The 22,805-nt window shown below is 50.1% G+C and carries 19 protein-coding genes and 1 pseudogene; 13 read left to right on the top strand and 7 right to left on the bottom strand.

Going from position 1 to position 22,805, the window contains the following annotated elements:
• Nucleotides 1-71: 71 nt before the first annotated feature.
• From GN112_RS27515 to GN112_RS27470, 10 genes are all read left to right on the top strand, one after another.
• On the top strand, nucleotides 72-2,147 hold the full coding sequence (locus tag GN112_RS27515; RefSeq protein WP_155313097.1) for an efflux RND transporter permease subunit: 2,076 nt from the start codon (nucleotides 72-74) through the stop codon (nucleotides 2,145-2,147).
• Complete coding sequence (locus GN112_RS27510; RefSeq protein WP_155313096.1) at nucleotides 2,144-2,914, top strand: enoyl-CoA hydratase/isomerase family protein; 771 nt, start codon at nucleotides 2,144-2,146, stop codon at nucleotides 2,912-2,914. The genes GN112_RS27515 and GN112_RS27510 overlap by 4 nt, the downstream gene beginning before the upstream one ends.
• A 119-nt stretch (nucleotides 2,915-3,033) precedes the next feature.
• Entirely contained in the window at nucleotides 3,034-4,386 is a 1,353-nt protein-coding gene (locus tag GN112_RS27505) for a TolC family protein (RefSeq protein WP_155313095.1), read from the top strand.
• A gap of 141 nt (nucleotides 4,387-4,527) precedes the next feature.
• On the top strand, nucleotides 4,528-5,877 hold the full coding sequence (locus tag GN112_RS27500; RefSeq protein ID WP_155313094.1) for an HD-GYP domain-containing protein: 1,350 nt from the start codon (nucleotides 4,528-4,530) through the stop codon (nucleotides 5,875-5,877).
• Nucleotides 5,878-5,912: 35 nt separating this feature from the next.
• On the top strand, nucleotides 5,913-6,686 hold the full coding sequence (locus tag GN112_RS27495) for an ABC transporter ATP-binding protein (protein WP_155313093.1): 774 nt from the start codon (nucleotides 5,913-5,915) through the stop codon (nucleotides 6,684-6,686).
• Nucleotides 6,683-7,831, top strand: a complete 1,149-nt coding sequence (locus tag GN112_RS27490; RefSeq protein WP_155313092.1) for an MlaE family ABC transporter permease — start codon at nucleotides 6,683-6,685, stop codon at nucleotides 7,829-7,831. Before GN112_RS27495 ends, GN112_RS27490 begins: the two co-directional genes overlap by 4 nt.
• Before the next feature lie 96 nt (nucleotides 7,832-7,927).
• A complete protein-coding gene (locus GN112_RS27485; protein WP_155313091.1) occupies nucleotides 7,928-8,965 on the top strand; it encodes an MlaD family protein in 1,038 nt (345 codons plus the stop codon).
• Between the two features lie 4 nt (nucleotides 8,966-8,969).
• The gene (locus tag GN112_RS27480) at nucleotides 8,970-9,602 is read left to right on the top strand and encodes a PqiC family protein (protein WP_155313090.1); all 633 of its coding nucleotides are present in this window, start codon (nucleotides 8,970-8,972) and stop codon (nucleotides 9,600-9,602) included.
• Nucleotides 9,603-9,920: 318 nt separating this feature from the next.
• Nucleotides 9,921-10,181: a type II toxin-antitoxin system RelB/DinJ family antitoxin gene (locus tag GN112_RS27475; RefSeq protein WP_155313089.1), complete on the top strand. Its 261-nt coding sequence runs from the start codon at nucleotides 9,921-9,923 to the stop codon at nucleotides 10,179-10,181.
• A complete protein-coding gene (locus GN112_RS27470; protein WP_155313088.1) occupies nucleotides 10,181-10,453 on the top strand; it encodes a type II toxin-antitoxin system YafQ family toxin in 273 nt (90 codons plus the stop codon). Before GN112_RS27475 ends, GN112_RS27470 begins: the two co-directional genes overlap by 1 nt.
• Before the next feature lie 105 nt (nucleotides 10,454-10,558).
• Here GN112_RS27470 and GN112_RS35450 read toward each other — a convergent pair whose 3' ends face one another.
• Nucleotides 10,559-10,747 (bottom strand): hypothetical protein, encoded by a 189-nt coding sequence (locus GN112_RS35450; protein ID WP_197743422.1) that lies wholly within the window; start codon nucleotides 10,745-10,747, stop codon nucleotides 10,559-10,561.
• Nucleotides 10,748-11,149: 402 nt separating this feature from the next.
• Here GN112_RS35450 and GN112_RS35575 point away from each other — a divergent pair.
• Nucleotides 11,150-11,507, top strand: a pseudogene (locus GN112_RS35575) (transposase); the annotation flags it as partial.
• A gap of 332 nt (nucleotides 11,508-11,839) precedes the next feature.
• Here the strand turns inward: GN112_RS35575 and GN112_RS33880 are convergent.
• The 3 genes from GN112_RS33880 to GN112_RS27445 form a co-directional block, all read right to left on the bottom strand.
• Complete coding sequence (locus tag GN112_RS33880) at nucleotides 11,840-13,147, bottom strand: histidine kinase N-terminal 7TM domain-containing protein (RefSeq protein WP_155313086.1); 1,308 nt, start codon at nucleotides 13,145-13,147, stop codon at nucleotides 11,840-11,842.
• A 127-nt stretch (nucleotides 13,148-13,274) separates the two neighbouring features.
• Nucleotides 13,275-14,225, bottom strand: coding sequence for a transposase (locus GN112_RS34615; RefSeq protein ID WP_231717151.1), 951 nt, complete (start codon nucleotides 14,223-14,225; stop codon nucleotides 13,275-13,277).
• Between the two features lie 221 nt (nucleotides 14,226-14,446).
• Entirely contained in the window at nucleotides 14,447-16,123 is a 1,677-nt protein-coding gene (locus GN112_RS27445) for an IS1634 family transposase (RefSeq protein ID WP_155310853.1), read from the bottom strand.
• 697 nt (nucleotides 16,124-16,820) lie between these two features.
• Between GN112_RS27445 and GN112_RS27440 the strand changes: the two genes are divergently transcribed.
• Together GN112_RS27440 and GN112_RS27435 are read left to right on the top strand one after the other, a co-directional pair.
• Complete coding sequence (locus tag GN112_RS27440) at nucleotides 16,821-17,258, top strand: hypothetical protein (RefSeq protein ID WP_155313084.1); 438 nt, start codon at nucleotides 16,821-16,823, stop codon at nucleotides 17,256-17,258.
• A gap of 251 nt (nucleotides 17,259-17,509) precedes the next feature.
• Nucleotides 17,510-18,082, top strand: coding sequence for a hypothetical protein (locus GN112_RS27435; protein ID WP_155313083.1), 573 nt, complete (start codon nucleotides 17,510-17,512; stop codon nucleotides 18,080-18,082).
• Here GN112_RS27435 and GN112_RS27430 read toward each other — a convergent pair.
• From GN112_RS27430 to GN112_RS27420, 3 genes are all read right to left on the bottom strand, one after another.
• Nucleotides 18,076-18,444: a PilZ domain-containing protein gene (locus tag GN112_RS27430; RefSeq protein ID WP_162459145.1), complete on the bottom strand. Its 369-nt coding sequence runs from the start codon at nucleotides 18,442-18,444 to the stop codon at nucleotides 18,076-18,078. The genes GN112_RS27435 and GN112_RS27430 overlap by 7 nt on opposite strands.
• Before the next feature lie 125 nt (nucleotides 18,445-18,569).
• Nucleotides 18,570-21,389, bottom strand: a complete 2,820-nt coding sequence (gene rapA / locus GN112_RS27425) for an RNA polymerase-associated protein RapA (protein ID WP_155313081.1) — start codon at nucleotides 21,387-21,389, stop codon at nucleotides 18,570-18,572.
• A 255-nt stretch (nucleotides 21,390-21,644) separates the two neighbouring features.
• On the bottom strand, nucleotides 21,645-22,790 hold the full coding sequence (locus GN112_RS27420) for a TRAP transporter substrate-binding protein (RefSeq protein ID WP_155313080.1): 1,146 nt from the start codon (nucleotides 22,788-22,790) through the stop codon (nucleotides 21,645-21,647).
• Nucleotides 22,791-22,805 lie beyond the last annotated feature (15 nt).

The following is a 22,805-nucleotide window of genomic DNA, read 5'->3' as shown; positions in this document are numbered from 1 at the left end:
ATAAATAAAATAATTTCATATGTAGTAAAAAACGCGGTTTTTCAGCAATTTTCCGGAAAAAAGTGACAAAGATGGGCTATCAGTCGGATTTGGTAGCCGCCTCGGTCAAGTCTTTTTTAATCGAGCTGGTGGAGGCGGTGGTTATTGTCATTTTGGTGCTGTGTATCACGATGGGGCTATCCAGTGGTTTACTGATGGGAGCTATATTGTTGCTCACTATTTTCGGCACGTTGATCGGCATGAAATTAATGGCAATCGATTTCCAAATGATTTCTTTGGGGGCATTAATTTTGGCACTGGGCATGCTCGTTGACAACGCCATCGTTGTCACCGAGGGAATCCTGGTCAAGTCCCAACAAGGTATGAGCCGCCGGAAAGCGACCCTGAACACGGTATCCCAAACGGCATGGCCGTTATTGGGGGCAACCTTCGTTGCCGTCCTGGCATTTGCCGCCATCGGTACATCTCAGGACACCACCGGGGAGTTCCTGAAAAGCCTTTTTCTGGTAATGGCGATTTCCCTCTTTTTAAGCTGGGTATTGGCGATTACATTAACACCACTGTTTTGCGTTCAGTTCCTGCCCAAAGCAAAAACGAACCGTACGGCGGATCCTTACACCGGCAAGTTGTATCAATGGTACCGCAATATCCTGGTCATATGTTTGCGGCATCGCATCCTTTCACTGGTCATCTTGGCAGGTACTCTTGTGGCAGCCCTTGTAGGCTTCAGCCAAGTGGAAAAAGATCTGTTTCCACAGGACAGCCGAAACCAATTCATGGTCAATTATTGGCGGCCGGAGGGCACGCGGATTGAGGAAGTCTCTAAAGATCTCGGCCAACTTGAACATCTTCTAACCAAATTTGACGATATCACCGCGACAGCAACCTTCGTCGGCCAGGGTACCTTGCGCTTCGTGCTGACCTATGAGCCGGAAATGCCGAATACAAGCTATGGTCAGATTCTCGTAACCGTCAAAGACTCTGAACATATCGATCGATTGATATCTGTCCTTCGTCGGGACCTGCCCGATCGGTTTCCCGACGCCCGCATTGAATTGAAAAAATTTCGGCGTGGGCCGGGTGAAGGTGCCCAGATTCAGGCTCGTTTCATGGGACAGGACATCTCGATCCTACGGAAATTGTCGAATCAAGCCGAAGCCATTATGGCTGAAGATCCTTTGGCCATCGACATCCGTAATGATTGGCGTCAGCCCGTGTTGACTTTTCGGCCACAGATCATCGAAGCTGCCGCGCGGCGTTTGGGGATCACCAGACCCCAAGTCGCCGATTCCCTGGCCATGAACTTCTCGGGCAAGGTTGTTGGAATCTATCGTCAGGAAAACACCCTGATTCCAATCAAAATACGGGCACCAAAGGAGGAACGTGAATCCGTGGATAGACTTCATGATGTCGTCGTTTTCAGTCCGGATACGGGAAGCGCCGTTCCACTGCAGCAGATTTCCAGCGAACTGAAAACCAAATGGGAGGATCCCATTATTCGCCGACTTGACCGGCGACGAACCATAACTGCGGGGTGCAATCCGCTTCATGGAACCGCTGATACGCTCCTTTCCAAGTTGCGGCCGAAAATAGAGGCGATCCCGCTTCCACCTGGTTATGCGCTGGAATGGAGCGGAGACTATGAAGACACAATCGATGCCCAAGAAGGATTGTTTCAAATGGTGCCGGTGTTTTTCTTGGCCATGGTCTTTACCGTGGTCGCATTGTTCAACGGTGCCCGGCAGACAATCATCATCTTTCTCTGCCTGCCATTGGTGAGTGTCGGGGTCACAGCCGGATTGTTGATCACCGGCCAACCTTTCGGATTCATGTGCATCCTCGGATACCTGGGGCTTTCCGGAATGATCATCAAGAATGCGGTTGTGCTCATCGATCAGGTCGATGCCGAGATTCGTTCAGGGAAGGATGCTTATGCGGCAATACTCGATTCTGCTGTCAGCCGTCTGCGTCCGGTTTCCATGGCCTCGATTACCACGGTGCTAGGCATGCTCCCTCTGCTGCAGGATATTTTTTTTGTGGGCATGAGTGTCACCATTATTGGGGGGCTGACCTTCGGGACTGTACTGACACTTCTGGTCATACCCATCCTATATGCTCTTTTTTTTAAAGTTTGGAGGACAATATGAAGGCATCGACATCGGAACTGAATTGCGAAAATGACTACTTCCGTGTGCATTGCTATGGACCCCTTGCCGTTTTTCGTTTCAAGGGTAACTTCCTACTCAATTTGACCATATTGAAAGCCAAGGAGAGTATTTTATCGTCTTTTAGCAGATTCGCAACCCATCCCGAGTTAAAAATAGTGATCATTTTGTCCAATCCGCGCAAAGCCAGAAGAGAAGAATTCCTTTCTTTTTTTGATATGATCAAATCCTCACGATTATCCAAAAATGCAATTCTGCGGCTATATCGAACCATCGATGAAGTTATTTTGCACATCATCGAATCGAATCTTTTTTTTATCAATGCCAATTGCGGGGAAATCTTGCCGATGAACACCAACATAGCCCTGGCATGTGATTATCGAATCATCGGTGAAAATACTGTATTTCAAAATCCGGCACTTGAATTGGGGCTGGTATCCAAGGGCGGTGGGGTATGGTTCCTAAAAAATAGCCTGTCAAAAGGCAGGTTATACGATCTGCTGTTATCCACGCAACAGATTACCGCAAAAGAGGCCATTGCCATGGGACTGGCCGACATCTGTGTGCCTGCCGCCCAACTTGAAAGCAAAGCGTTTGAGATTGGACAACAATTTGCAAAGCAGCCGATTTCATCCATAAAGCTCGCAAAACGATTAATCAATCATTCCATGATTCGTCTTTCTGATTATCTGGAGTATGAAAACTGTCAGTTGATGGAAGTGATGCATGAAAGAAGAATATTCAAATAGTCTTCTTGAATTATCATCTTCTCGATAGGCGTATTGGTTAATAACTATACACAAGTTCTCAGGTAACTTGCAGACAAATATATAATGCAAAGATTAGAAGGGCCGGATTGGAAAATGAAATGATGAAAAAAACAATTTTAGCGTGGCTGGTCGGGACCATGATTTTTTTCGCCAGTTCGGCAAAGGCAGATAAGGCCGCCATTGATCGACTAACCGTATCCAAGGCGGTTACCCATGCGCTGGCAAACAATCCTATTATTCGGGAAGCGGACGAGCGAATCCACGCGGCTATAGCCAGCGTAAAAAGCAGCCGCGCAGATTTGCTGCCAGAAGCATCATTGAACTATAGCTATCAACGCCAGCGGGATGCACCGATCATGATGTTTAATGGCAATGTGATTCAGACTGCTCATCGGCGACTGTATAATTGGAACGTAACTGTAATCCAACCATTATTCTCTGGTTTCGCACTTGCTTCAAAATTGAATATATCCAAGCTGGATGTTACTGCCCGGCAATTGGAGAAAGAGCAGACTGTTCTGGATTTGATCCGGGACGTTAAAAGTGCTTGTTACCGCCTGTTGCTATCCAATCGGCTATTAAAGGTCAGCGACCAGGAAATTGATGCGCTGTCTGCACATCAGCGAAATGCTGAGCTTTTTTTCAGAGAAGGACTGGTCCGGCCCAACGACGTCCTTCAGGCACAGGTTGCACTTGCCAATTCGATTCAGCAACGGGAAAAGGCCATTGCCGAGGTGAAAAAGGCCGAAGCCCGTGTAAACCGTCTTCTGAATCGCCCCCTGGATGAAGCCATTCAATTAATGGATATAGCTTCTTTTTCTAAATCAATGTCGTTGCTTAATGGTAAGGCCTTGAGTCAGGAAGCATTAACCAACCGTCCGCTCATAAAATTACTGGATATCAGTCTGGAGCAACTTCGTCAGTCCCTGCGAATAGCGAAAAGTGAATGGTATCCCACGATTTCTCTATTGGGTCAGTATGACCAGAGCGGAGACAATCCCGGTGCCACGCAAAACGATTATACCAATGACCACAATACCAGCATAGGCTTCCAGGCCCAATGGAAATTCTTCCAAAGCGGAAAAACGCGTGCCGAAACCGATCGTGTACGCCGTCAGATCAAAGCTCTCGATGCAGGAATCATAAGATATCAAAACCAAATCCGCGAAGAGGTACGTAATGCGATATTGGATTGCCATACCGCCCACAAAAATATCGCTACAGCCAGGGCTGCGCTTCATCAGGCAGTGGAGAATTGGCGGATTACGGTCCTGCAATACAAGCAACAGGTCTCTACCGCGACTGATGTACTTGATGCAAGGGCTTTTCTAACCCAGGCGGAAAGCAACTATTTTCTTGCTAATTATGACTATCTTGATGCGGTTGCAGGTCTTAACCGGGCCATTGGCAAAAAAAGGGTTAGGAATGGAGCTGAAATAAATCGCCCCTAATAGCGCCGGGCTTGGGTTCGTCTTCAAGGCGCATCAACGGTTGCATACTCAAACTATTGAACTCTATTCGAGTATGTTTGAACACATACCCAATTCTATGAAAGTAACTACTGAAATCAAAAAGCCTGCCATAGATACCGCTTGATTAACATCAAATACAAAGAGTCACATGCTTTTATGGATTCGTTTACCAAACGTCGAAAATGGTGTTACCTGAAAACATCAAAAATTAATAATGTCTGGAACAACATTATTTCCAACTTCCTTTTCCGGATGATGATTAGCGGTGTACTGCTATCCGTATTTTGGGGTTGGTTGGTCTATGTCTATCAAACCAATCAGGTTGAAAAAGAATTGTTCTTTCAGTTGAAAAAAGCAAGCCAACGCCTTATAAAAGAAAAAACTGTGCCCTTCGAAAAAATAGACAATTTTGAATTTGAACATTTTGTTGATTTTTATATCCATCAGCTTGCCGATTTTCGTATGGTTATATTGGACATATACAGCATCAACGGTCAACGTATTTTCCACTTCAACAACGGCTTTAAAAACTTAGAAAAATATAAAGGAATTCTTCTAACTCAATCACCACATAGTAAGGACTATAAATACAATATATTTAAATTGGGAGGCGAGATTTATTTTCAGACTTTTAACCCCATATACAAGGGCGAACAACACCTTGGCGCTATTAATATCATCGTTGCGGTGGGAAAACAGATCGTGCATCAATTCAGAAAAGCAATGATCGTAGCAATACTTCATGCAATCGGTACAATATCGACAATGACATTGGTTTTATTTCCTCTGATTTATAGTTCGTATAAAAAGCTTCAACACAATCAAAGTGAACTGACAAAAAGTCACCTTCAAACCATAAAGGCACTTGGAAATGCCATTGCCGAGCGAGATAGTGATACAGATGCACACAATTATAGGGTTACTTATTTAAGCTTAGGTCTGGCTGAACGATTGAATTTATCAGATCGGTTCATGAGATCACTTGTCAAAGGCGCATTTCTTCATGATATTGGAAAGATTGGCATTCGCGACAACATTTTACTGAAAACTTCAAGCCTTTCCAATGAGGAAATGGCTATTATGAAAACTCACGTTGAACAAGGAGTTAAAATCATAAACAACATTCCTTGGCTGGAAGATTCGATAGACGTTATTCGTTTTCACCATGAAAGATATGACGGAAGTGGATATCCTTCAGGAATTCGTGGCGAACAAATACCTATCGTCGCCCGTATATTTGCTGTGGTGGATGTTTTTGATGCCTTAATCTCTAAACGGCCATATAAACAAGCCATATCATGCAACGATGCGATTGAAATCCTAAAACAGGATCACCTAAAATTTGATCCATTGGTATTATCCATCTTTTTGGAAATTTCAAAATCCCAATGCAATAATGCCATCACAATGGAGAAGGAAGAGTTGGAAATGCACTTGACTAAAAAAATATCTAATTATTTTGACGTATAGTTATTGGAAATATGAAGTTAAGGGAGGATAATTCGATGGCGGCAAAAAAAGGACCGCACATCGTGGTCAAAAACATGACCCTGGTCTATGGCAGTAATGTGGTTCAGAGAGACGTCAACTTCACCGTCAACCGCGGAGACGTGTTTATCATCATGGGCGGCAGCGGCTGCGGCAAAAGTACGACCATGCGAGGCCTCACCGGACTTAAACCGCCCTTGACCGGAGAGATCCTCTACAATGGGGTTAACTTCTACGGCTCAAGCGACGCCCAAAACCGGATTCGCCGGAGCTTTGGCGTGATGTTTCAGAGCGGTGCCTTGTGGAGTTCCATGACCCTGGCCGAGAATGTGGCCCTACCGCTGGAGCAGTACACCGACCTCAATCCCGGCCAGGTCCGAAAGATCGTTTCGTTAAAGCTGTCGCTGGTCGGATTAAGCGGCTTCGAGGATTACTATCCATCCCAGATTAGCGGCGGTATGCGCAAGCGGGTCGGCGTGGCCCGGGCCATGGCCATGGACCCGGAGGTCCTGTTTTTCGATGAGCCGTCGGCGGGCCTTGACCCGGTCAGTGCCCGCCTTCTCGACGACCTGATCCTGCAACTCCGGGACAGCCTCAAAACCACCATGGTTGTGGTGACCCACGATCTGGCCAGCATCTTCTCAATCGGCAGCAACTCGGTTTTCCTGGACTCCGAGACCAAGACCGCCATCGCCCACGGCGACCCGAAGAAACTGCTGGTAAAATCCAACGATCCCAAGGTAATTAATTTCCTGACCCGCGGCCAGGGAAGGAAGGCGGCGGGCGCATGAAAACAAAACCTGCCCAAACGACGGCAGCATTGGCCATCGAGCAGCCTTCCGCGGACACGCTGTCGCTGAGACTCTCCGGAAGCTGGCGCATCGGCGAACGGATCCCTTCCATTGATGAAGTCGGTTGCCAGCTTTCCGCCATGGGGAGTGTCAGGGAAGTTATGTTCGACGCCACCCATTTGACCGACTGGGACAGTGAATTGCTCGTCTTTCTGACCGACCTGAAAGGACAATTGGCCGAACACCGGGTCGAGCTCAACCCCACTGGCCTGCCCGACGGCGTCGGCAAACTTCTGACCATCGCATCGGCCGTCCCCGAGAAAAGTGGCAACGGTGGCGAATCGCCCAACGATTCGTTTCTGGTTCGGGTGGGCAAAGATACGACCGATTTCTTTCGCACCGTTTCAGAAATGCTGGCCTTCATCGGCGGTGCCGTGCTCGCATTGATCAGGCTGCTGATCGGCAAGGCCGATTTTCGACGGGTTGATTTCGTATTGCTGCTGCGTGAATGCGGTGCCGACGCCCTGCCCATCGTAAGCATGATCAGCCTGCTGGTGGGGCTGATCCTGGCTTTCGTGGGCGCCATCCAGCTGATGATGTTCGGTGCCCAGATTTACGTGGCCGATTTGGTGGGCATCGCCATGGTCCGCGTGCTGGGGGCGGTGATGACCGGCATTATCATGACCGGGCGTACGGGAGCCGCCTTTGCCGCCCAGTTGGGCACCATGCAGGTCAACGAGGAACTGGACGCGCTGGAAACGCTGGGCATCTCACCCATTGATTTTCTGGTGCTGCCGCGCCTGCTTGCCTTGACGTTGATGATGCCTCTGCTCTGTCTTTACGCAGATCTGATGGGTATTTTGGGAGGGATGATGGTCGGTATCACCATGCTTGATATCAGCGTGGTCGAATACTACGAGCAAACCAAAAATGCCATCGGGATGACCAATTTGTGGATCGGCCTGTTTCACGGCGTGGTGTTCGGCGTCTTGGTATCCCTCTCCGGTTGTCTGCGCGGCATTCAATGCGGCCGGAGCGCATCGGCGGTGGGTCAGGCGACAACATCGGCGGTGGTAACCGGGATCGTGAGTATCGTCGTCGCCACGGCCTTGATCACGGTGCTGTGCAATATTATCGGCATTTAACTTAACCATAGAGCAGAGAGAAATGAGGTTACCGGCAACCTTAACCCCAACACCCTACCTGCTCGGCCGATACCAACTCGCCAGGGGAGCGTGAATATGAATGATACGTTAAGAAACCAATCGGTTATTGGTGCATTTGTCGTTGGTGCGGTCTTGCTTGCAGTGGTGGGTGTGATCGTTTTAGGCAGCGGCAAGCTGTTTCAGGATGTTGAAAAATTTGTCTTGTACTTCGAGGGATCGGTAAAGGGGTTGAACGTCGGAGCGCCGGTGACGTTTCGCGGCGTTAAGATCGGCAGCGTCACCGCCATCACCATAAGCACCAACCCGACGACACTGGAGGTTCGCATCTCGGTAATGATCGAGATCGAGAAGGCCAGGATCGATAGAACGGTTGAAATGCCCGATGCCGGATCGGAAGACATTAAACTCCTGATTGAGAAAGGATTGCGCGCCAAGTTAGACCTTCAGAGCATGGTCACCGGTCAACTGCAGATCAATCTGGAATTCCTGCCCGATGAACCCGCCCGTCTCTCCGGGTTCAAGCACCAGTATATGGAAATTCCCACAGTACCCACTACGTTCGAGCGTTTTGCCAGAAAATTTGAGAGGTTACCCATCGAGGACATGGTAAACACGGCATCATCGTCCCTGCAGGCCCTGGAAAAATTACTCAACAATCCGGCATTGCCGGAAATGGTCAGCCGTTTAAGCCAGATTAGTGCCAACCTGGAAAACTGGACTGCGAACCTTGGCCAACGAACCACGCCGTTGGTGGATTCGTTGCAGCTGATCGCCGACCACGCCGATCAACTGATTCTCCACATCGATTCCCGGCTCCAGCCACTGGCCCGTGATGCCGATCAGGCGTTGAGCAGCGTGAAGACGGCTGCCGAAAAGATGGGCCGTGCGGCCGACGAATTCACCGACCTCGCCGAAGGTGCCCAACCGACCATCGACCAGACCCTTGCCAATGTGGCCGACCTGACTTCCGCAAACAGCAGGGAACGCAACGAACTGCGCAACGTACTTAAGGAACTGTCCGAGGCGGCTAGATCCATCCGTTTGTTGGCAAGCTATCTGGAGCGGCATCCCGAAGCGCTGATCACCGGTAAGGGTAGACCCAATAGGAGGTGAAAAGATGAACGTTTGTATGGCTCGATTCAAATGGACAGCAACAATCATTTTTTGTTTGAGCATCGTCGCCTGCGTGGGTAAGGTCTCGGCACCAACCCAATTCTACATGATCGATCCGGTGCCACCGACATCGGCCCATCCGGTACCGGTTTCCGGGAGTCTGACTGTGCGGGTGAACCTCGACCCGGTCGAAATCCCCGAATATCTGAACCGTCCTCAGATCGTCACCCACCTGGATCGCCCCGAATACCAGATCGACGAATTCCATCGATGGCTGGAACCGCTGCGAGACAACCTGACCCGCGTGATTGCCGAAAATCTCTCGGAAATGCTGGGCACCGAGGGCATCGACGTCGTGAGCATGTCCCTACCCGTGGAAACGGATTTTAGCGTCGTTGTTCAGATCCTGCGGCTGGATGGAAAGATCGGTCAATTCATGGTGCTGGTGGCCCGCTGGTCCCTGTTCGACCGGACGGATAACACCCTGTCAATGACCAAACGTTATGTCATCCAGGCCGCGATGGACGACGACAGCTATCAGAGCCTGGTCAAGGTTCATAATCGCCTCATCGAATCCCTGAGCCGTGAAATTGCCTCCGGCATCCGGCCCATTGTGCTGCACCCTACCGGACCGTGACGGGAAAAGGAATTAGCCGTCTGAGTTTAGTGCTTGGTTCTGCCCGTCATATTGAGGAGACCATTGAATGATCCTGATGACAGATTTATTAGCTCTGTGACAGTGACAGATCATAAGTAAACGCATCTTGGCACTAATGCCTAACAGGCACACAACAACCGCTCTTGGCGGATGCCGGGAGTAATGCCGCCCTTTGAATGTGACAATTTTACACCGGCGCCGCACAGCCGGAACGTTGGGCCTTCTGACGAATATAGAATTCCTTGACAATGTACCCCATTTGAGCTACATTTATTTAAACTTAAATGGAGGCCAATCATGGGAAAAACTTCCACTATCAGAGCTCGGATTGAACCAGACTTAAAGGGTAAAGCTGAGCACATATTTAAGCAGCTTGGACTAACCACAACCCAGGCAATTACCTTGTTTTATAAGCAGGTTGAACTTAAAAAAGGGCTGCCTTTCGACGTAGCTATTCCAAACGAAATTACACGTAAGACGTTTTCCGATACAGATGCCGGACGTGACCTGATCATTTGCAGCGACACTGACGATATGTTCAAAAAGTTGGGCATCTGATGCTCACCCCTGTATATACCAGACAGTTTGAGCGGGATACCAAGCGGATGAAAAAGCGAGGGAAAAACCTTGATAAGCTGAAGATAATCATCAGATCTATAGTCTCGGAAGAACCACTTGACGCGATTCATCGGGACCATAAGCTAATTGGCAATTGGAAGGGGCGACGGGAATGCCATATAGAAACGGATTGGCTGTTGATCTACATGGTTGAATCCGATCGCGTTGTATTCGAGCGAACCGGAACACACTCAGATTTATTCCAATTATAAAGAGTATTAATGCCCATCGGAATAGGGAGTAGCCTCGCGGCTACCCCCTCCCACACCACCCGGCATACGGATCGCGTACCAAGGCGGTTCGGCTGATCAGGAAGGTTATTGAGCAGGCAGGAATAGTCCTCGTTCGAAGAAGTAACGGTTTGGTAGAGCAAAAAAGGTCGGGTCCCAGATCTGCTCCAGCATCTGAGCGATCGCCTGTTGGATAAGCCGGTCCAATACCGTGGGAATACCAAGCAAACGGATACCGCCATCGGGTTTATCGATCTCCTTCCTTCTGATGTTCATAAGTACACGCCTCCTACTGATCATTTTCATTTACCCGTACCATTCGGTCCGGACACCGTTCGGTACGTAAGCGCCGAGTATACGAGCACTGCCTATGATGGATAGAGGACTTAGGCGATTGGCGGAAAAGAATATACCAGTATGCGCAGGATTTTCATTCGTATTCAAGGCGGGCTTTTTTACGCATAGTGGGGCTATGAAATACGGGGACGTTGTCGACAAACTATACAAAATGCCGCTTTGTTTTCAACTTAAACCTTCACCAATTAAGCATCCAGCTTGGTCCGCCCCCCTATCTGAAATACGGGGACGTTGTCGACAAACTATACAAAATGCCGCTTTGTTTTCAACTTAAACCTTCACCAATTAAGCATCCAGCTTGGTCCGCCCCCCTATCGGTAACAGTTGCGGGCATTGGCCAAGCGTTTACCAAAACAAATCTACTCCATTTTTTTCTGTGCGTTGCCGGTAACCTCAAGGATTTTGGATTGAACCCCAAGCATCAGGGGGCCGAAATCGGAATGACCATGGTGCTGCATACCAACAGTCGAAGCCTGAATTATCATCCCCATATTCATGTGATTGTGCCCGCTGGCGGCATCATCCGATCAAGGAAACAGTGGAAAAAGAAAAAGGGGAACTACCTGTTCAGACAGAAAAACCTCTCCAAGGTCTTTCGTGCCCGCTTCTTGGCGGAACTGAACAAATGCGGCTTGCCCATTCCAACAGCCCCTGCGAATGGATCGTCGATTGCCCCCGGTGCAAATCGCCCATGGCGGTCATCGGGTTTCGGTTGGAACCGGGATAGTCACAACATCGGCAAAAGCCTGCCGTTCACGATGAATACAGGAGGACTCACCAACTTTATGAAAAATGTCGATGACCGCCATGCCTGCTCAAGGCCGTCGCATAAGTACGCCCAAAAAAAGCTTCGATTTTCAAAGAACTGTATTCCCAGCCTTCTTCCGAAAAAGATATTTCCTTTATAAATAGATCCACCAAGAAAGTCATCAGCTTTCGTCATGACACACTAGCGCAGCGGATGTTAATTTGCCTTGTTGGGCGAGTTAAATATTACTTGTTATTTTCCTTTCAGGGTTTATCTACGAATTCCGGATACAATTTCTTCATACATTCCGGACAAATTCCATGGCTAAAATCTGCCTCAGAATGATTTCGAATGTAGACGGCTACATCGTGCCAATACCCCTCATCATCACGAACCTTTTTACAATTGGCACAAATAGGAAGTAGACCCCGCAATACCTTTATATTAGAGAGAGCGTCTTGAAGCTCCTTAATCAAACCTTCTCGTTGAGACTCAATTTGCTTTTGCTCGGTGATATCTCTTGCGATAATCACATATCCTGCGACCGATCCGTCCCGATTCCATAGTATTGATACGGCCACACTCACAGGGACCTTTTTGCCACTTTTTGTGATCAGTATCCCTTCCAGGTTTCTAACGGGCTTCTTTTTGATTGTAACGGTTGAAATTGATTTTCCGTCTATCATTGCTTCTGTAAAAAAAAATTGTTCTGTAACGTCTCCCGACAATATGCTTGTGACAGGTCTTCGAATAAGGTCCTTCTCATAATATCCCAGGGAATCTGTCACTGCCCGATTAATAGACAAGATCTTCCCTCCTGGGTCCAGAAGTATAAAATTGTCCGATATAGTAGCCACAATATTATTTGCCGCAGTTGCCGGATTAATCGCAAATAAATCATACTTCCAAATAGCAAAGCCGATGAACGATGCTTGCAAGGTTGTACCTATGGTCGTGAGTTCAGGTATCTGGACATTGAACATGGGTAAGAAGAATTGAGAAATATTGGCCAATACAATGGGAGAGATGATGCCCATGGCCACTAGAAAGGTTTGTCTTTTTTCATTACGATTATGAGTCTTGACTAAGTGGTAAAGGATAAGAATGATATCGCATGAATTAATGATAACTAACCAAAGTATAACAATATTACGTGGAATAGAACTAGGCGCTAAAACTGGCGCATACCCCCATGGCATCTTGATCATAGAAGCAAACATATAATTATGAAACAGGAGTGATATTGATATAGCAATAACAGAAATATAGAGTGCGGCCAACACCCATTTTTTTTGTAAAAAGAAGACTCTTCCTGTGTATAATACTGCAAAATGCAATCCTACTGGTATGACTACAATGACAAATACATAGATCTTAAGCCATAAAAAAGCATCATTTACATCTGATGCCTGACGAAACATGAATTCTGTGAATCCCCAATAAGCATTGAAAAGACACAATATGAAAAATAATTTATGAACAGGTTTTTTACTGCTATGGAAGTATACGATATTACCAATAAACATGCTTAAAAGGCCACTGAAGAAAGAAACCGCAGAAAACATAAACATGGGAATAATCCTATCTCAATTTTATAATGAGATTTTTCAACCCAATCGCCCAACGGGCTGCTGTGGGGCGCACGCTTTTTGTGTATTATGGGGACGTGTATTATGGGGACGTTGTTTACAAATTATACTAACTTTTACGTCGCAAAATTTGAGCAACGCCTGATGTGGTCAACCCCAATTTTCTGCCTGTTTCAGCCATTGATAGGCCAATCTTATTGACCAGCATAAGTGCCAATTGACTTCTTTTTGATGAGACCGCTCGCCGCCGGCTGCCGCTGTGAAGTACATCAATAGAAATATTGTGCTCGAGGCAATAATCTTTAATAAGCTTTTCCGCCCTTTCTATCAGATCATCGGCGGCCAATTGCCGCCGAACCTTTTGCTCAGCCTCATTGATAACTTGCGCGACGAAATCGCCAGATCCCAAAATACGTGCATCACCTTTTTCCTGGGCACCGCTGCGACGTAAGGATTTGACAACCGACCATCCTCCCAGGGAGCGAATCAGGCCACCGCCAACCAACTCCGGTCGTTTTCCCTGCGCTATGCCTTTTTGCATAAATTCACGGTAAGCTCGCTTAGCCCTGCCCTCTGTCCGTCCGAACCATTTCAAAACATAATTTCGATCCTGCCAAGCGGCATCGCATCTGCCCATTACCACTCCATGGCCACACCACGGGTGGCGATCCAATTTTGATAGACTTTCCACGATACCCGCGCGCAGTGGATTTAGATGGATATATCGAACTAGTTCCGTAAAGTAGGAGTCTTCTTCACAGATGATTGATTTATACCGGTTTTGAAAAAGATGACCGTAGCGATGATGACGGCGATTGTAGAAAATCGCGTAGCCGGTCAGCAATCGCCGCATAAAGGTCGAGATGCCTGAAAGGCCGCTGCGCATGAGGATATGAGCATGATTATCTAACAAGGCCCAGGCATATATCGCTGTGCGGCTTTCTTCGGCAAGCCGTCCCAAACGACTGACAAAGCTTTCTCGATCCAGATCATCATCAACGATGTCACGCCGTTCGATGCCGCGTAAAATAACATGGTGAAGGGTTCCCGGTGTGTCCAATCGTGCGCCACGTGGCATATCAAACAGCCTTTTGGAAATCGATATTGGTAGAAGCTGAAAAAGGCCTATAACAGCGTTCTGTATAGTTTGTCAACAACGTCCCTAATTACGCCTTGGATCACCTATTCAACTGAACCAGTGCCAAAAGCATTTTAACTTACATTTCGCATGGCGGGCGAATAATTTTTTAATTTTCTTATGTTTTTGTTTTTTAAAATCAATCAGGTAGCTTTAAATTGCCACCAGCCATCTTGAAAATAATTGTAGATCGCCTCGGGTATCTCCAACAACCGGTTGATAAGTTTGTGCATGTCACCGATTCCCTTCACCACTGATTGTATACATACGCCATTCCGGATTATCTGCGAGAAGTGGACATTACGATAGAAATAACGGATGTTATTCCAAGTCGGCTTTTTTGTATTCATCCCTTGGGGTAATATGGGCAGCTTGTCTATCTCCTCGGCTGTCATATTCATCCGTATCTTTCGTTCGATAAGGGACACAATCATCAAGGCTATAAAATATAAAAAGAGCATGGCTTCAATACGGTGCTCCTTTTTTAAAAAAACAGGCGCTACTTCCAGAATCGATTTTTTGGTATACATCCGTTTTTCAAGGAATGGTTGGTTTTTATATTTTCCTAATACCTCACTGGCTTCAAGCTGCGTATTAGTAATCAAGGGAAAAACGCCATCAGTTCGCGATGCTTCGGTAAGAGATTGTTCGTTTAACTGCCACTCAATGCGGTGGGTATATTTCCATTTATTTTTGTAGATGCTTTGTGGAGACGGTCTGCCGGGAGATACTTTCACCTTGATCTGTTTGCGATCGGTTACTATCCGGACCTCTACAAACTCTTTAACATCCTTGACAATCTTATCGATAGCGGCCTTGATTTCCCTTTTGGTTTTCAAATGATACGCATTGAGTTTAGGTGACAGGCTTTCTAACTGTTCAATGGCCTTATCGATCTTTTTCTGTCTTTTGGCTTCGTCCTCTTTTTGTTTGGAACTGCTGTGAACAAAAATGACCCGAAAGCCTTCTTCGGTCAGTTCGGTCTCATAGGTGCGGTAAACGGTAAACTCACCTTTCTTCCGTGAGTTTTCAACGCTAACGGCGTCTTCCCAAGGCACTTCGTTTTTTTTCAGATATTTGATGAACTGGATGTATTCCTTGTGATTCTTCGGAACGATGGTGATAAACAGCCCTCCTTCACCAGCGATGTGCTTTAGATTCTTTTCGGTTTTCAACTTGCAGTCGGCGATGTAAATGAAATCCTCTTTTCCCAACAATGTGCGCAGGCCGTTCCAGTTGGGAATATGGGTCACATCATCGGTCGTATTCCCGTCAAATAGCTGATAACTGAGTGGAACATGTCCGTCCGCCGTGATATTCAGACCAAATACAACTTGTTTGCAATCGGGTCGAAAATCCTTGTTGTGCCCATGCTTAAGCTTGACCGCTTCCGGATCGGGAGTTTTGTATTTGCCGATGAAAGTCACGGATGTGCTATCATTATGTATTTCCTCCGTAAGTAACTGGTGTACCGATATGGCATTGCAAGAAGCCTCGGTCATCAGCGTATGGCGGTCTGCATGAAATAATGCTGATAGTGCCCTGGCAAGACGATCATCGTTAAAAAAATTTGGCTCGACCGGTTCTGTTACAAGTCCATCTGTATATTGGCACAACCATTCTTGAATCTTGTATAGTGGTTTGTTGTCACATATGATGTTGGCAATTAAGATACACAAGCTTTGCGCATGCTCCGCAAGACTTCCGTCGGATGCCGGAACATACTTGGAAAAAAGGTTGAAAAGGTCAAGCTGATCCATGAAATACTTGACCATTGGCAATACATCAACTTGCTTGAATCGAGTTTCAAATTGCTCCATAACGCCTCCGTAGTCTCGGTTATGAGGCGCTTGGATATAGATGAAGGAATCATTTTACCAGCCTCATACATTGTATGCATAACAGATAAGGCCGGAATTGTCCAGTGCTTATTTAATTCATTTTTTCAATATGTTATAGACTTGCCCCGCCTTGAGCAATAAATTTGATAATTACCGTTTCACTCGTGCGAAATGTAAGTTTTAATAAGCACCGATGTCATTTTAACCGCCGCAGCTTTTTTTTATAAGTACCTTGACGATCTTTTCGAAAAAGAACAATTGCACCCCTTCATCGCTGTCCATTTATAGGTTATCGGGTTTGCCTGTTTTCAGGTTTTATCGCTTCGCAACACATAGGTATGAGGTCCGCCATGAAACGGTCAAAGGCAGTTATCATATAATAATTCGAAAAACAGGCTGCGACCCTAACAAGCCGTCATTGAACCGTTTTACCGGAAATTCGGTGACAAAGCGATTGGTCAGATCACATCGGATGAAATTCTAACGTTGAAAAGATCGGACTTGCCGAGTATTATCTGAATCGTCAGGAAGATACACAAGTGCAAAACACTCTTGAAAAAATACGAGATCTGGCAGGACTGTCCCAATGTGGAGATCTTTCAGGTGAGCAAGGCACAATCATTTTTTAGCGTTGTTGGAACATATTTTACGTGATGCAATCAGTTGGGAACTACTTATGTCTGAATTTTCGAAATTGATTGAAAAACTTAAACTTATTGAAGCCCTCTATTCTGGTGCAACCACCCCTGGCGAACGCTCCGCTGCTGAAAATGCAAGACAAAGAATTAGGAAGAAGATTGAACAGCACAAAGAGATGGATCCGCCTCTCGAGTATAAATTTAGCTTGCAAAATATGTGGTCCAGAAAGCTCTTTGTTGCCTTACTGAGACGTTACAACGTAAAGCCGTACAGGTATTATCGTCAACGACATACTACTGTAATGGCTAACGTTTCTAAAACGTTTGTGGACAAGACCCTATGGCCTCAATTTCTCGAACTCGATAAGGAACTTACTGCTCACATAAACGATACCGCTGAGAAAATAATCAATGAAGCTGTCTTTGGTGACAGTTCAGAGGCAGAAGAAATCAGAGCAATTGCTCATGAAGGATAGCATAACCACACAATGCACAGGATTATAGCATTCAAGATAATGTTTTTGGGCTACGTTATCGGTCGTCGCGGTATGGTTTATACAGCTTCCTCCCCTCTGGTCTTGCTAAAAACATTATCTTAAAGAGTATAGCAGGCCCGGGTGACGGTAACCCACTCAGAGGCAGGTGTTAACGTGCCGTTTTTAAAGTCAGCATCCCCTGCTCTCCAGTAATGGCGGGCGCTGGGCAATGAACCCAACCGGAGACCCAAATGATGCTCAAAATCAACCAACACCGGCTTGTATGGCCGTTTTTTCTTATCGCCGGGCTCCTGCTTTCGGGGGCCATCGACCGGCAGACCCGGGATGCGCTCAAGGTCCAGCACATCTTGAAAACCATCGAACGCCAGCCGCCCCAGACAGACGACAAGGAGCGCACGGCCGAAATCACCCAGTCGGAACTCAACGCCTACATCGCCTGGCGTCTGGCCCATGAAACGAACACGGTGATCAACACCATGACCGTGGATCTTCTGGACAACAACCATGTGACCGGAAAGATTCGTTTCGACGCCGCCCGGCTGAACCTCGATGCGGTCCTGGGGGAGGCTCTGGATTTCGATTTCAAGGGGGTCCTGGTCAACGGCGACCGCAAAGCGCGTCTGGATCTGATCGCCCTGTCGCTTTGCGGGCAGCCGGTCAAACCGCAGGTGCTGGCTTTCGTGCTGCAGGCCGCGGCCCTTTACTACGGTTCAGCGGTCAGCGGCCTGAATGACTGGTATGAACTGCCCCCGGGGGTCCGGCGGATTGGGGTAAGAAAAAAGGGCGCCGTCTTGTACTATTGACCGCTTTTGCGCTCGCTCTCGTGGACAATTTCAGGGAAACGCCCCTCCTTGCAGATCAGTCCCTCGATGGGATGGTCGAACACCACGGAAAAGCCCTTGGGTCCGCTCCGGACCACCGTGCCTGAAATGCTGAGGGTATTGTCGAAATCAAAGACCGGAAAACGCAGTTGGATGGACTGACCCGCGGCAATGCGGCGCCAAGTGTTCACGAAGATGCCCGTGGCCCCGATATTCTTGATAATATCCCGAAAGCTGCCCTCGTTTACCGTATAGCTGACAATAATAAATGCCGCCCGGCGGGGAAATCGGCGCTGGTTCTGGTCACTTCGGGCAATCAGCAATTTCGACATGTCACTTTTCATCAGCCGTATCCACATCGGTACGTTCAATTGCAGCGGCAAAAACAAGATTCCGTTAAGTAATGCTTTGTCTAACACGCCCGCGCGCGAATGCCAACTATAGCATTCAAGATATGCGTAAAACCGGCTCAGGGGAAATCGCCCCGGGTCACCAGGCGAAGGGCGTCCAGGCGAACGGTTGCCGCGTCCATGGCTGCCAGTACGGCATCCCGATCTCCAATGGCCTCATCGATCTCCGCCTGGCCGATGGCCGCATTAACGCGGCTGAGGGTCTGGAGGCGGCTGACCGTATCGTTCATGGTCTGATGGGCGTTCTGCCGGGCGGCCGCGATGACCGGCTTGGCCGTCTCCTCGGCGATGCTCTGGCCCGCGGCCACCATATCGGGAATCAGGCGCGAAACGACCGGCAGCAGCCGGGCAAAGCGCTTCGCCGATCCATCGGCCATGCCCGTTGAATCAGGCAGCGCGGCCGATCCGTCCCTGAGGAGATGATCCACCACCACCCGGATGGGGGCCGGCGGCAAAAAGGCGCTCACAAAAGGGTCGGTCGCGGCAGTGGATTCGATAACGAAAAGCATCTCCAGGAAGATTTCCGGGACCCCGTTGCCGGGAACATGGCTGAAGGCCGTACTGCCCTTGCCGCTGCCCAGGTACTGGTCCATGGCCCCGGTCACCAACGGATGGTCCCATGTGAGAAAACCCAGATCCTCACGGGCCAGCGCCAGGGAGCGATCCAGGGTCACGTTCATGCCCGACGGCCGGAATCCCGGCAGCGGATTGGCATAGCGATGGTCCGGAGTGAGCCGGAAAGCACCATCAGCCAAAGGTTCCATGGTAATTCCCCAGATGTCCAAAAGTGGTTCGATCAATTCCTGAAAGCACGGATCGCCGTCGACCGCACGGATGCGGTCCAGCAATTCGGCAACCCGATCCGGTGGCAGGGCATCAAGTTCCAGCAGGCAATCACGCCCGGTGTCGATACGCCGCTGCTGGCGGGACACGGCCACCCGGCTACTGCGGATGATCCGGTTCAGCCGGACCGGATCGACCGGACCGGCAGGATTGTCAATCAGGGCCATGAGTACCTTTCGCATGCGCTGCATGACCCATCCGGATGCCGGTACGGTGGCCTCAAAAGCGCCCATGGCCTCATGGTACCAGCGGGCCAGCACCTCACCGCCGGTGCCGCGGACGTAAGGCACCATCACCTGAACCACCCCGGTCTGGCCGATGCGGTCCAGCCGGCCGATGCGCTGCTCCAGAAGCTCAGCATCCCAGGGAAGGTCGAACAAAACCAGGTGGCGGGCAGACTGGAAATTGCGTCCCTCGCTGCCGATCTCCGAACAGAGCAGCAGCGTGGCCCCCTGGGGGTCGGCAAACCAGGCGGCGTTGCGGTCGCGCTGCACCAGGGTCATCTGTTCGTGGTAGCGGCCGATGGGGGCGTTGATGCGCCGGTCCAGCGCATCGTACAAGGCGTTGACCTTGTGTGCCGTGCGGCAGATGAGCAAAATCTTGGCGTCCCGGTGGGCACGCAGGTAACCGTCCAGCCAGGCGACACGGGGATCGGCCGTAAAATCGACCGGGAGGCCCGCTTTGTCGTCCCGGCCATCGTCCAGGCATTCACGGCTCAGCCGGCGACGGTCCGCGTCATCGGCAGCGTCTGGATCCAGAGCGATCAGATGCGCCCGCCGACCGGGAAAACCGGTCACCGTACGCCGGGTGGTCTTGAACATCACCCGGCCGGTACCGTGCCGGTCGATCAGCAGGTGCATCAATTTTTGCCGGCCCGCCTCCCGGTTCAGTTCCGCCTTCAGGCCTGCCGGCGGCATGTCAAGCAGACGTCCCAGCCGTGCCTGTGCCGCCGGGTCGATTTCACTTCGGCCATCCAGCATCCGGGCCATCCGGGCGAGTTCTCCGAAAGTGGCGCTCTCCGTCTTGAACCGTTCATAATCGCCATACCGGTGGGGATCCAGAAGACGCAGGCGGGCAAAGTGGCTGCGCGCGGCCAGGTGTCCCGGGGTGGCGGTAATCAGAATCATGCGCGGCGCCCGCCGGCCCAGGCGCTGGATCCTTTTGAAAAGCGGATCGCCGGGCTGCATGTGATGGGCTTCGTCGACCACCACCATATCCCATTGTCCATCGAGAAGGCGTTCCTGCACGGCGGGGGACGCCTGGCGCACAAATGAGAAACCGCACAATCCCAACGGTTCCTCGGCAAAGGGGTTGTCCACCGTGGGCGGAGTCGGGGCCGGCGTAGCAGGAATGGTCTCTTCGTCGAATATGCGGAACTGCAGGTTGAAGCGGCGGGCCAGCTCAACGAACCACTGCACCACCAGGGCATCGGGAACGATGAGCAGGGCCCGGTGAATCCGCCCGGTGAAGACGAGGCGATGCAGAACGAGTCCCGCTTCGATGGTCTTGCCCAGTCCGGTTTCATCGGCCAGCAGCACCCGTGGAAAACGGCGGCTGGCCACTTCGGCGGCAATGGCGAACTGGTGGGGAATCAATTCCACCCGCCCCCCGATAAACCCCTGTGCGGCCGCCCCGGTCATCCGGCAGCGGTAATCCAGAATGCGGCGGCGCAGGTCAAAATGGCTGGAAAGGTCCCGCTGGCCGGCGAGGAGCCGTGCCTTGGGCGTATCCAGGGCCGGGGTGCCGACCAGGCGATCCTCGGTCAGTCGCATCCCGTCACCATGATAAACGGTCAGCCCGTCCACGGTCTCGACCCGGGAGACGGTCAAGGCCGCCCCGTTCTCACCGGTCACCCGGTCACCGGGATGGAAGACCGCGCGCTGCAGGGGCGCGCTGTGAGCCGCATAGATTCGCAACAGGCCGCTGTCCGGAAAACGCAGATGCACCCGCCGGCCATCCACGGCATCGACAATCCCGACGCCCAGTTCGGGCTCCATTTCGCTGCTCCAGCGCTGCCCCGGTACAAAATCGAACATGGTTGCCTTTTGCCCCCTAATCCGTGCCTATCCAGAAATGGCCAATTTGCCCGATATCTTTGTTGCGCGAAAAATTTTATCCTCTGAATATCAGCCATATGCCTGCGGTAAAATTTTTCGTGCGCCTCGATCTCGAACAAATTTTCCTATTTCTGGATGGGCACTAATCCGTCTAAAAAAAATCGGTTCCGGGAATTGTTCCCGGAACCGATCATATACTAACCAAACTGACGTTCTTTTCAAGGGGTCTTTTGTCTATCCCTTGAGTGAAAATTTGGGTTGAATGATATCATAATAGGCCTTTTCCGACACCGTCCCCCAAGTACCGACCACCTTCTGGAAATTCTTGAACGCCTCGTTTACCTTGGTGGCGATAGGCGTCTTGGCGGCTTCCTCCGCAATCACTTCCTCGGCCAGTTTACGCAGGTCGGCCAGGACCTGATCGGGGAACTGTACCAATTCGACCTTTTTTTCGTTGATCAGGGTCTGTAGGGCTTCGCCGTTACGGGCCTCGAACTGGGACAGTACCCAGTGCTCGGTCTCGACACAGGCCGCGTCGATGATGTGCTGCAGGTCCTTGGGCAGCCCCTCGTAGATTTGTTTGTTGAAGAAGTACTCCAGATAGGTGCCCGGCTCGTGCCATCCCGGATAGTAGTAGTACTTGGCCGCCTGGTAGAAACCCATGCGCAGGTCGTGCAGGGGGCCGACCCACTCGGTGGCGTCGATCACGCCGCGCTCCAGGGAAGTAAAAATTTCGCCACCGGGCAGCAGCACCACCGTTCCGCCGGCCTTGGCGATGACCTTCCCGCCCAGGCCCGGAATTCTCATCTTGAGGCCTTTGTAGTCGTCGATGCTCTCGATCTTCTTGTTGAACCAGCCCCCCATCTGGACGCCGGTGGAACCGCCGGGCCGCGGAATGAGGTTAAACGGCGCGTAGGTTTCCTCCCACAGTTTCAAGCCGTCGCCCCCATGAAACCAGGCGCTCATGCCCTGGCCGTTGAGGCCGAAGGGAACGGCCGCAAACCACTGCGTGGCCGGTTCCTTGCCCGCCCAGTAGTAGGCCGCACCGCTGCCCACCTCCACGGTGCCGTCGGATACCGACTGAAAGCTCTCCAGGGCCGGAACCAGTTCGCCGGCGGCGAACACCTGGATCTTGATGCGGCCGTCGGACAGCTCCTCGATGCGCCGGGCCAGCCGCTCGCAGCCGTCCTGGAGGACCGGCAGTTTGGGCGGCCAGGTGGTCACCATGCGCCACTGATAGGTTTTCTTTGTAACGACCGCCGGCGCCGCCACTTTCTTCTCTTCTTCTTTTTCCTTGGTACAGCCGATAAGACCTGCTGTTGCCGCTGCTGCCGCAGCTGCGCCGACACCCGCATTCTTCAGAAAATCCCTTCTTTTCATCAATGAGTCCTCCTT

Origin of the sequence: Desulfosarcina ovata subsp. ovata, assembly GCF_009689005.1 — a bacterium.
Lineage (GTDB): Bacteria > Desulfobacterota > Desulfobacteria > Desulfobacterales > Desulfosarcinaceae > Desulfosarcina > Desulfosarcina ovata.
The sequence above is the reverse complement of the archived record's forward strand: the minus strand, read 5'-3'. Positions and strand labels throughout refer to the sequence as shown.

What these genes read in the sequence shown, in the direction of transcription:
- GN112_RS27475 (WP_155313089.1), top strand. Translation starts at nt 9,921, where the DNA reads ATGGGAAAAACTTCCACTATCAGAGCTCGGATTGAACCAGACTTAAAG.
- GN112_RS27515 (WP_155313097.1), top strand. Translation starts at nt 72, where the DNA reads ATGGGCTATCAGTCGGATTTGGTAGCCGCCTCGGTCAAGTCTTTTTTA.
- GN112_RS27480 (WP_155313090.1), top strand. Translation starts at nt 8,970, where the DNA reads ATGAACGTTTGTATGGCTCGATTCAAATGGACAGCAACAATCATTTTT.
- GN112_RS27435 (WP_155313083.1), top strand. Translation starts at nt 17,510, where the DNA reads ATGATGCTCAAAATCAACCAACACCGGCTTGTATGGCCGTTTTTTCTT.
- GN112_RS27505 (WP_155313095.1), top strand. Translation starts at nt 3,034, where the DNA reads ATGATGAAAAAAACAATTTTAGCGTGGCTGGTCGGGACCATGATTTTT.
- GN112_RS27440 (WP_155313084.1), top strand. Translation starts at nt 16,821, where the DNA reads ATGTCTGAATTTTCGAAATTGATTGAAAAACTTAAACTTATTGAAGCC.
- GN112_RS27510 (WP_155313096.1), top strand. Translation starts at nt 2,144, where the DNA reads ATGAAGGCATCGACATCGGAACTGAATTGCGAAAATGACTACTTCCGT.
- GN112_RS27420 (WP_155313080.1), bottom strand. Translation starts at nt 22,790, where the DNA reads ATGAAAAGAAGGGATTTTCTGAAGAATGCGGGTGTCGGCGCAGCTGCG.
- GN112_RS27470 (WP_155313088.1), top strand. Translation starts at nt 10,181, where the DNA reads ATGCTCACCCCTGTATATACCAGACAGTTTGAGCGGGATACCAAGCGG.
- GN112_RS35450 (WP_197743422.1), bottom strand. Translation starts at nt 10,747, where the DNA reads ATGAACATCAGAAGGAAGGAGATCGATAAACCCGATGGCGGTATCCGT.
- GN112_RS27490 (WP_155313092.1), top strand. Translation starts at nt 6,683, where the DNA reads ATGAAAACAAAACCTGCCCAAACGACGGCAGCATTGGCCATCGAGCAG.
- GN112_RS27495 (WP_155313093.1), top strand. Translation starts at nt 5,913, where the DNA reads ATGGCGGCAAAAAAAGGACCGCACATCGTGGTCAAAAACATGACCCTG.
- GN112_RS27445 (WP_155310853.1), bottom strand. Translation starts at nt 16,123, where the DNA reads ATGGAGCAATTTGAAACTCGATTCAAGCAAGTTGATGTATTGCCAATG.
- GN112_RS27430 (WP_162459145.1), bottom strand. Translation starts at nt 18,444, where the DNA reads ATGAAAAGTGACATGTCGAAATTGCTGATTGCCCGAAGTGACCAGAAC.
- rapA (WP_155313081.1), bottom strand. Translation starts at nt 21,389, where the DNA reads ATGTTCGATTTTGTACCGGGGCAGCGCTGGAGCAGCGAAATGGAGCCC.
- GN112_RS27485 (WP_155313091.1), top strand. Translation starts at nt 7,928, where the DNA reads ATGAATGATACGTTAAGAAACCAATCGGTTATTGGTGCATTTGTCGTT.
- GN112_RS33880 (WP_155313086.1), bottom strand. Translation starts at nt 13,147, where the DNA reads ATGTTTATGTTTTCTGCGGTTTCTTTCTTCAGTGGCCTTTTAAGCATG.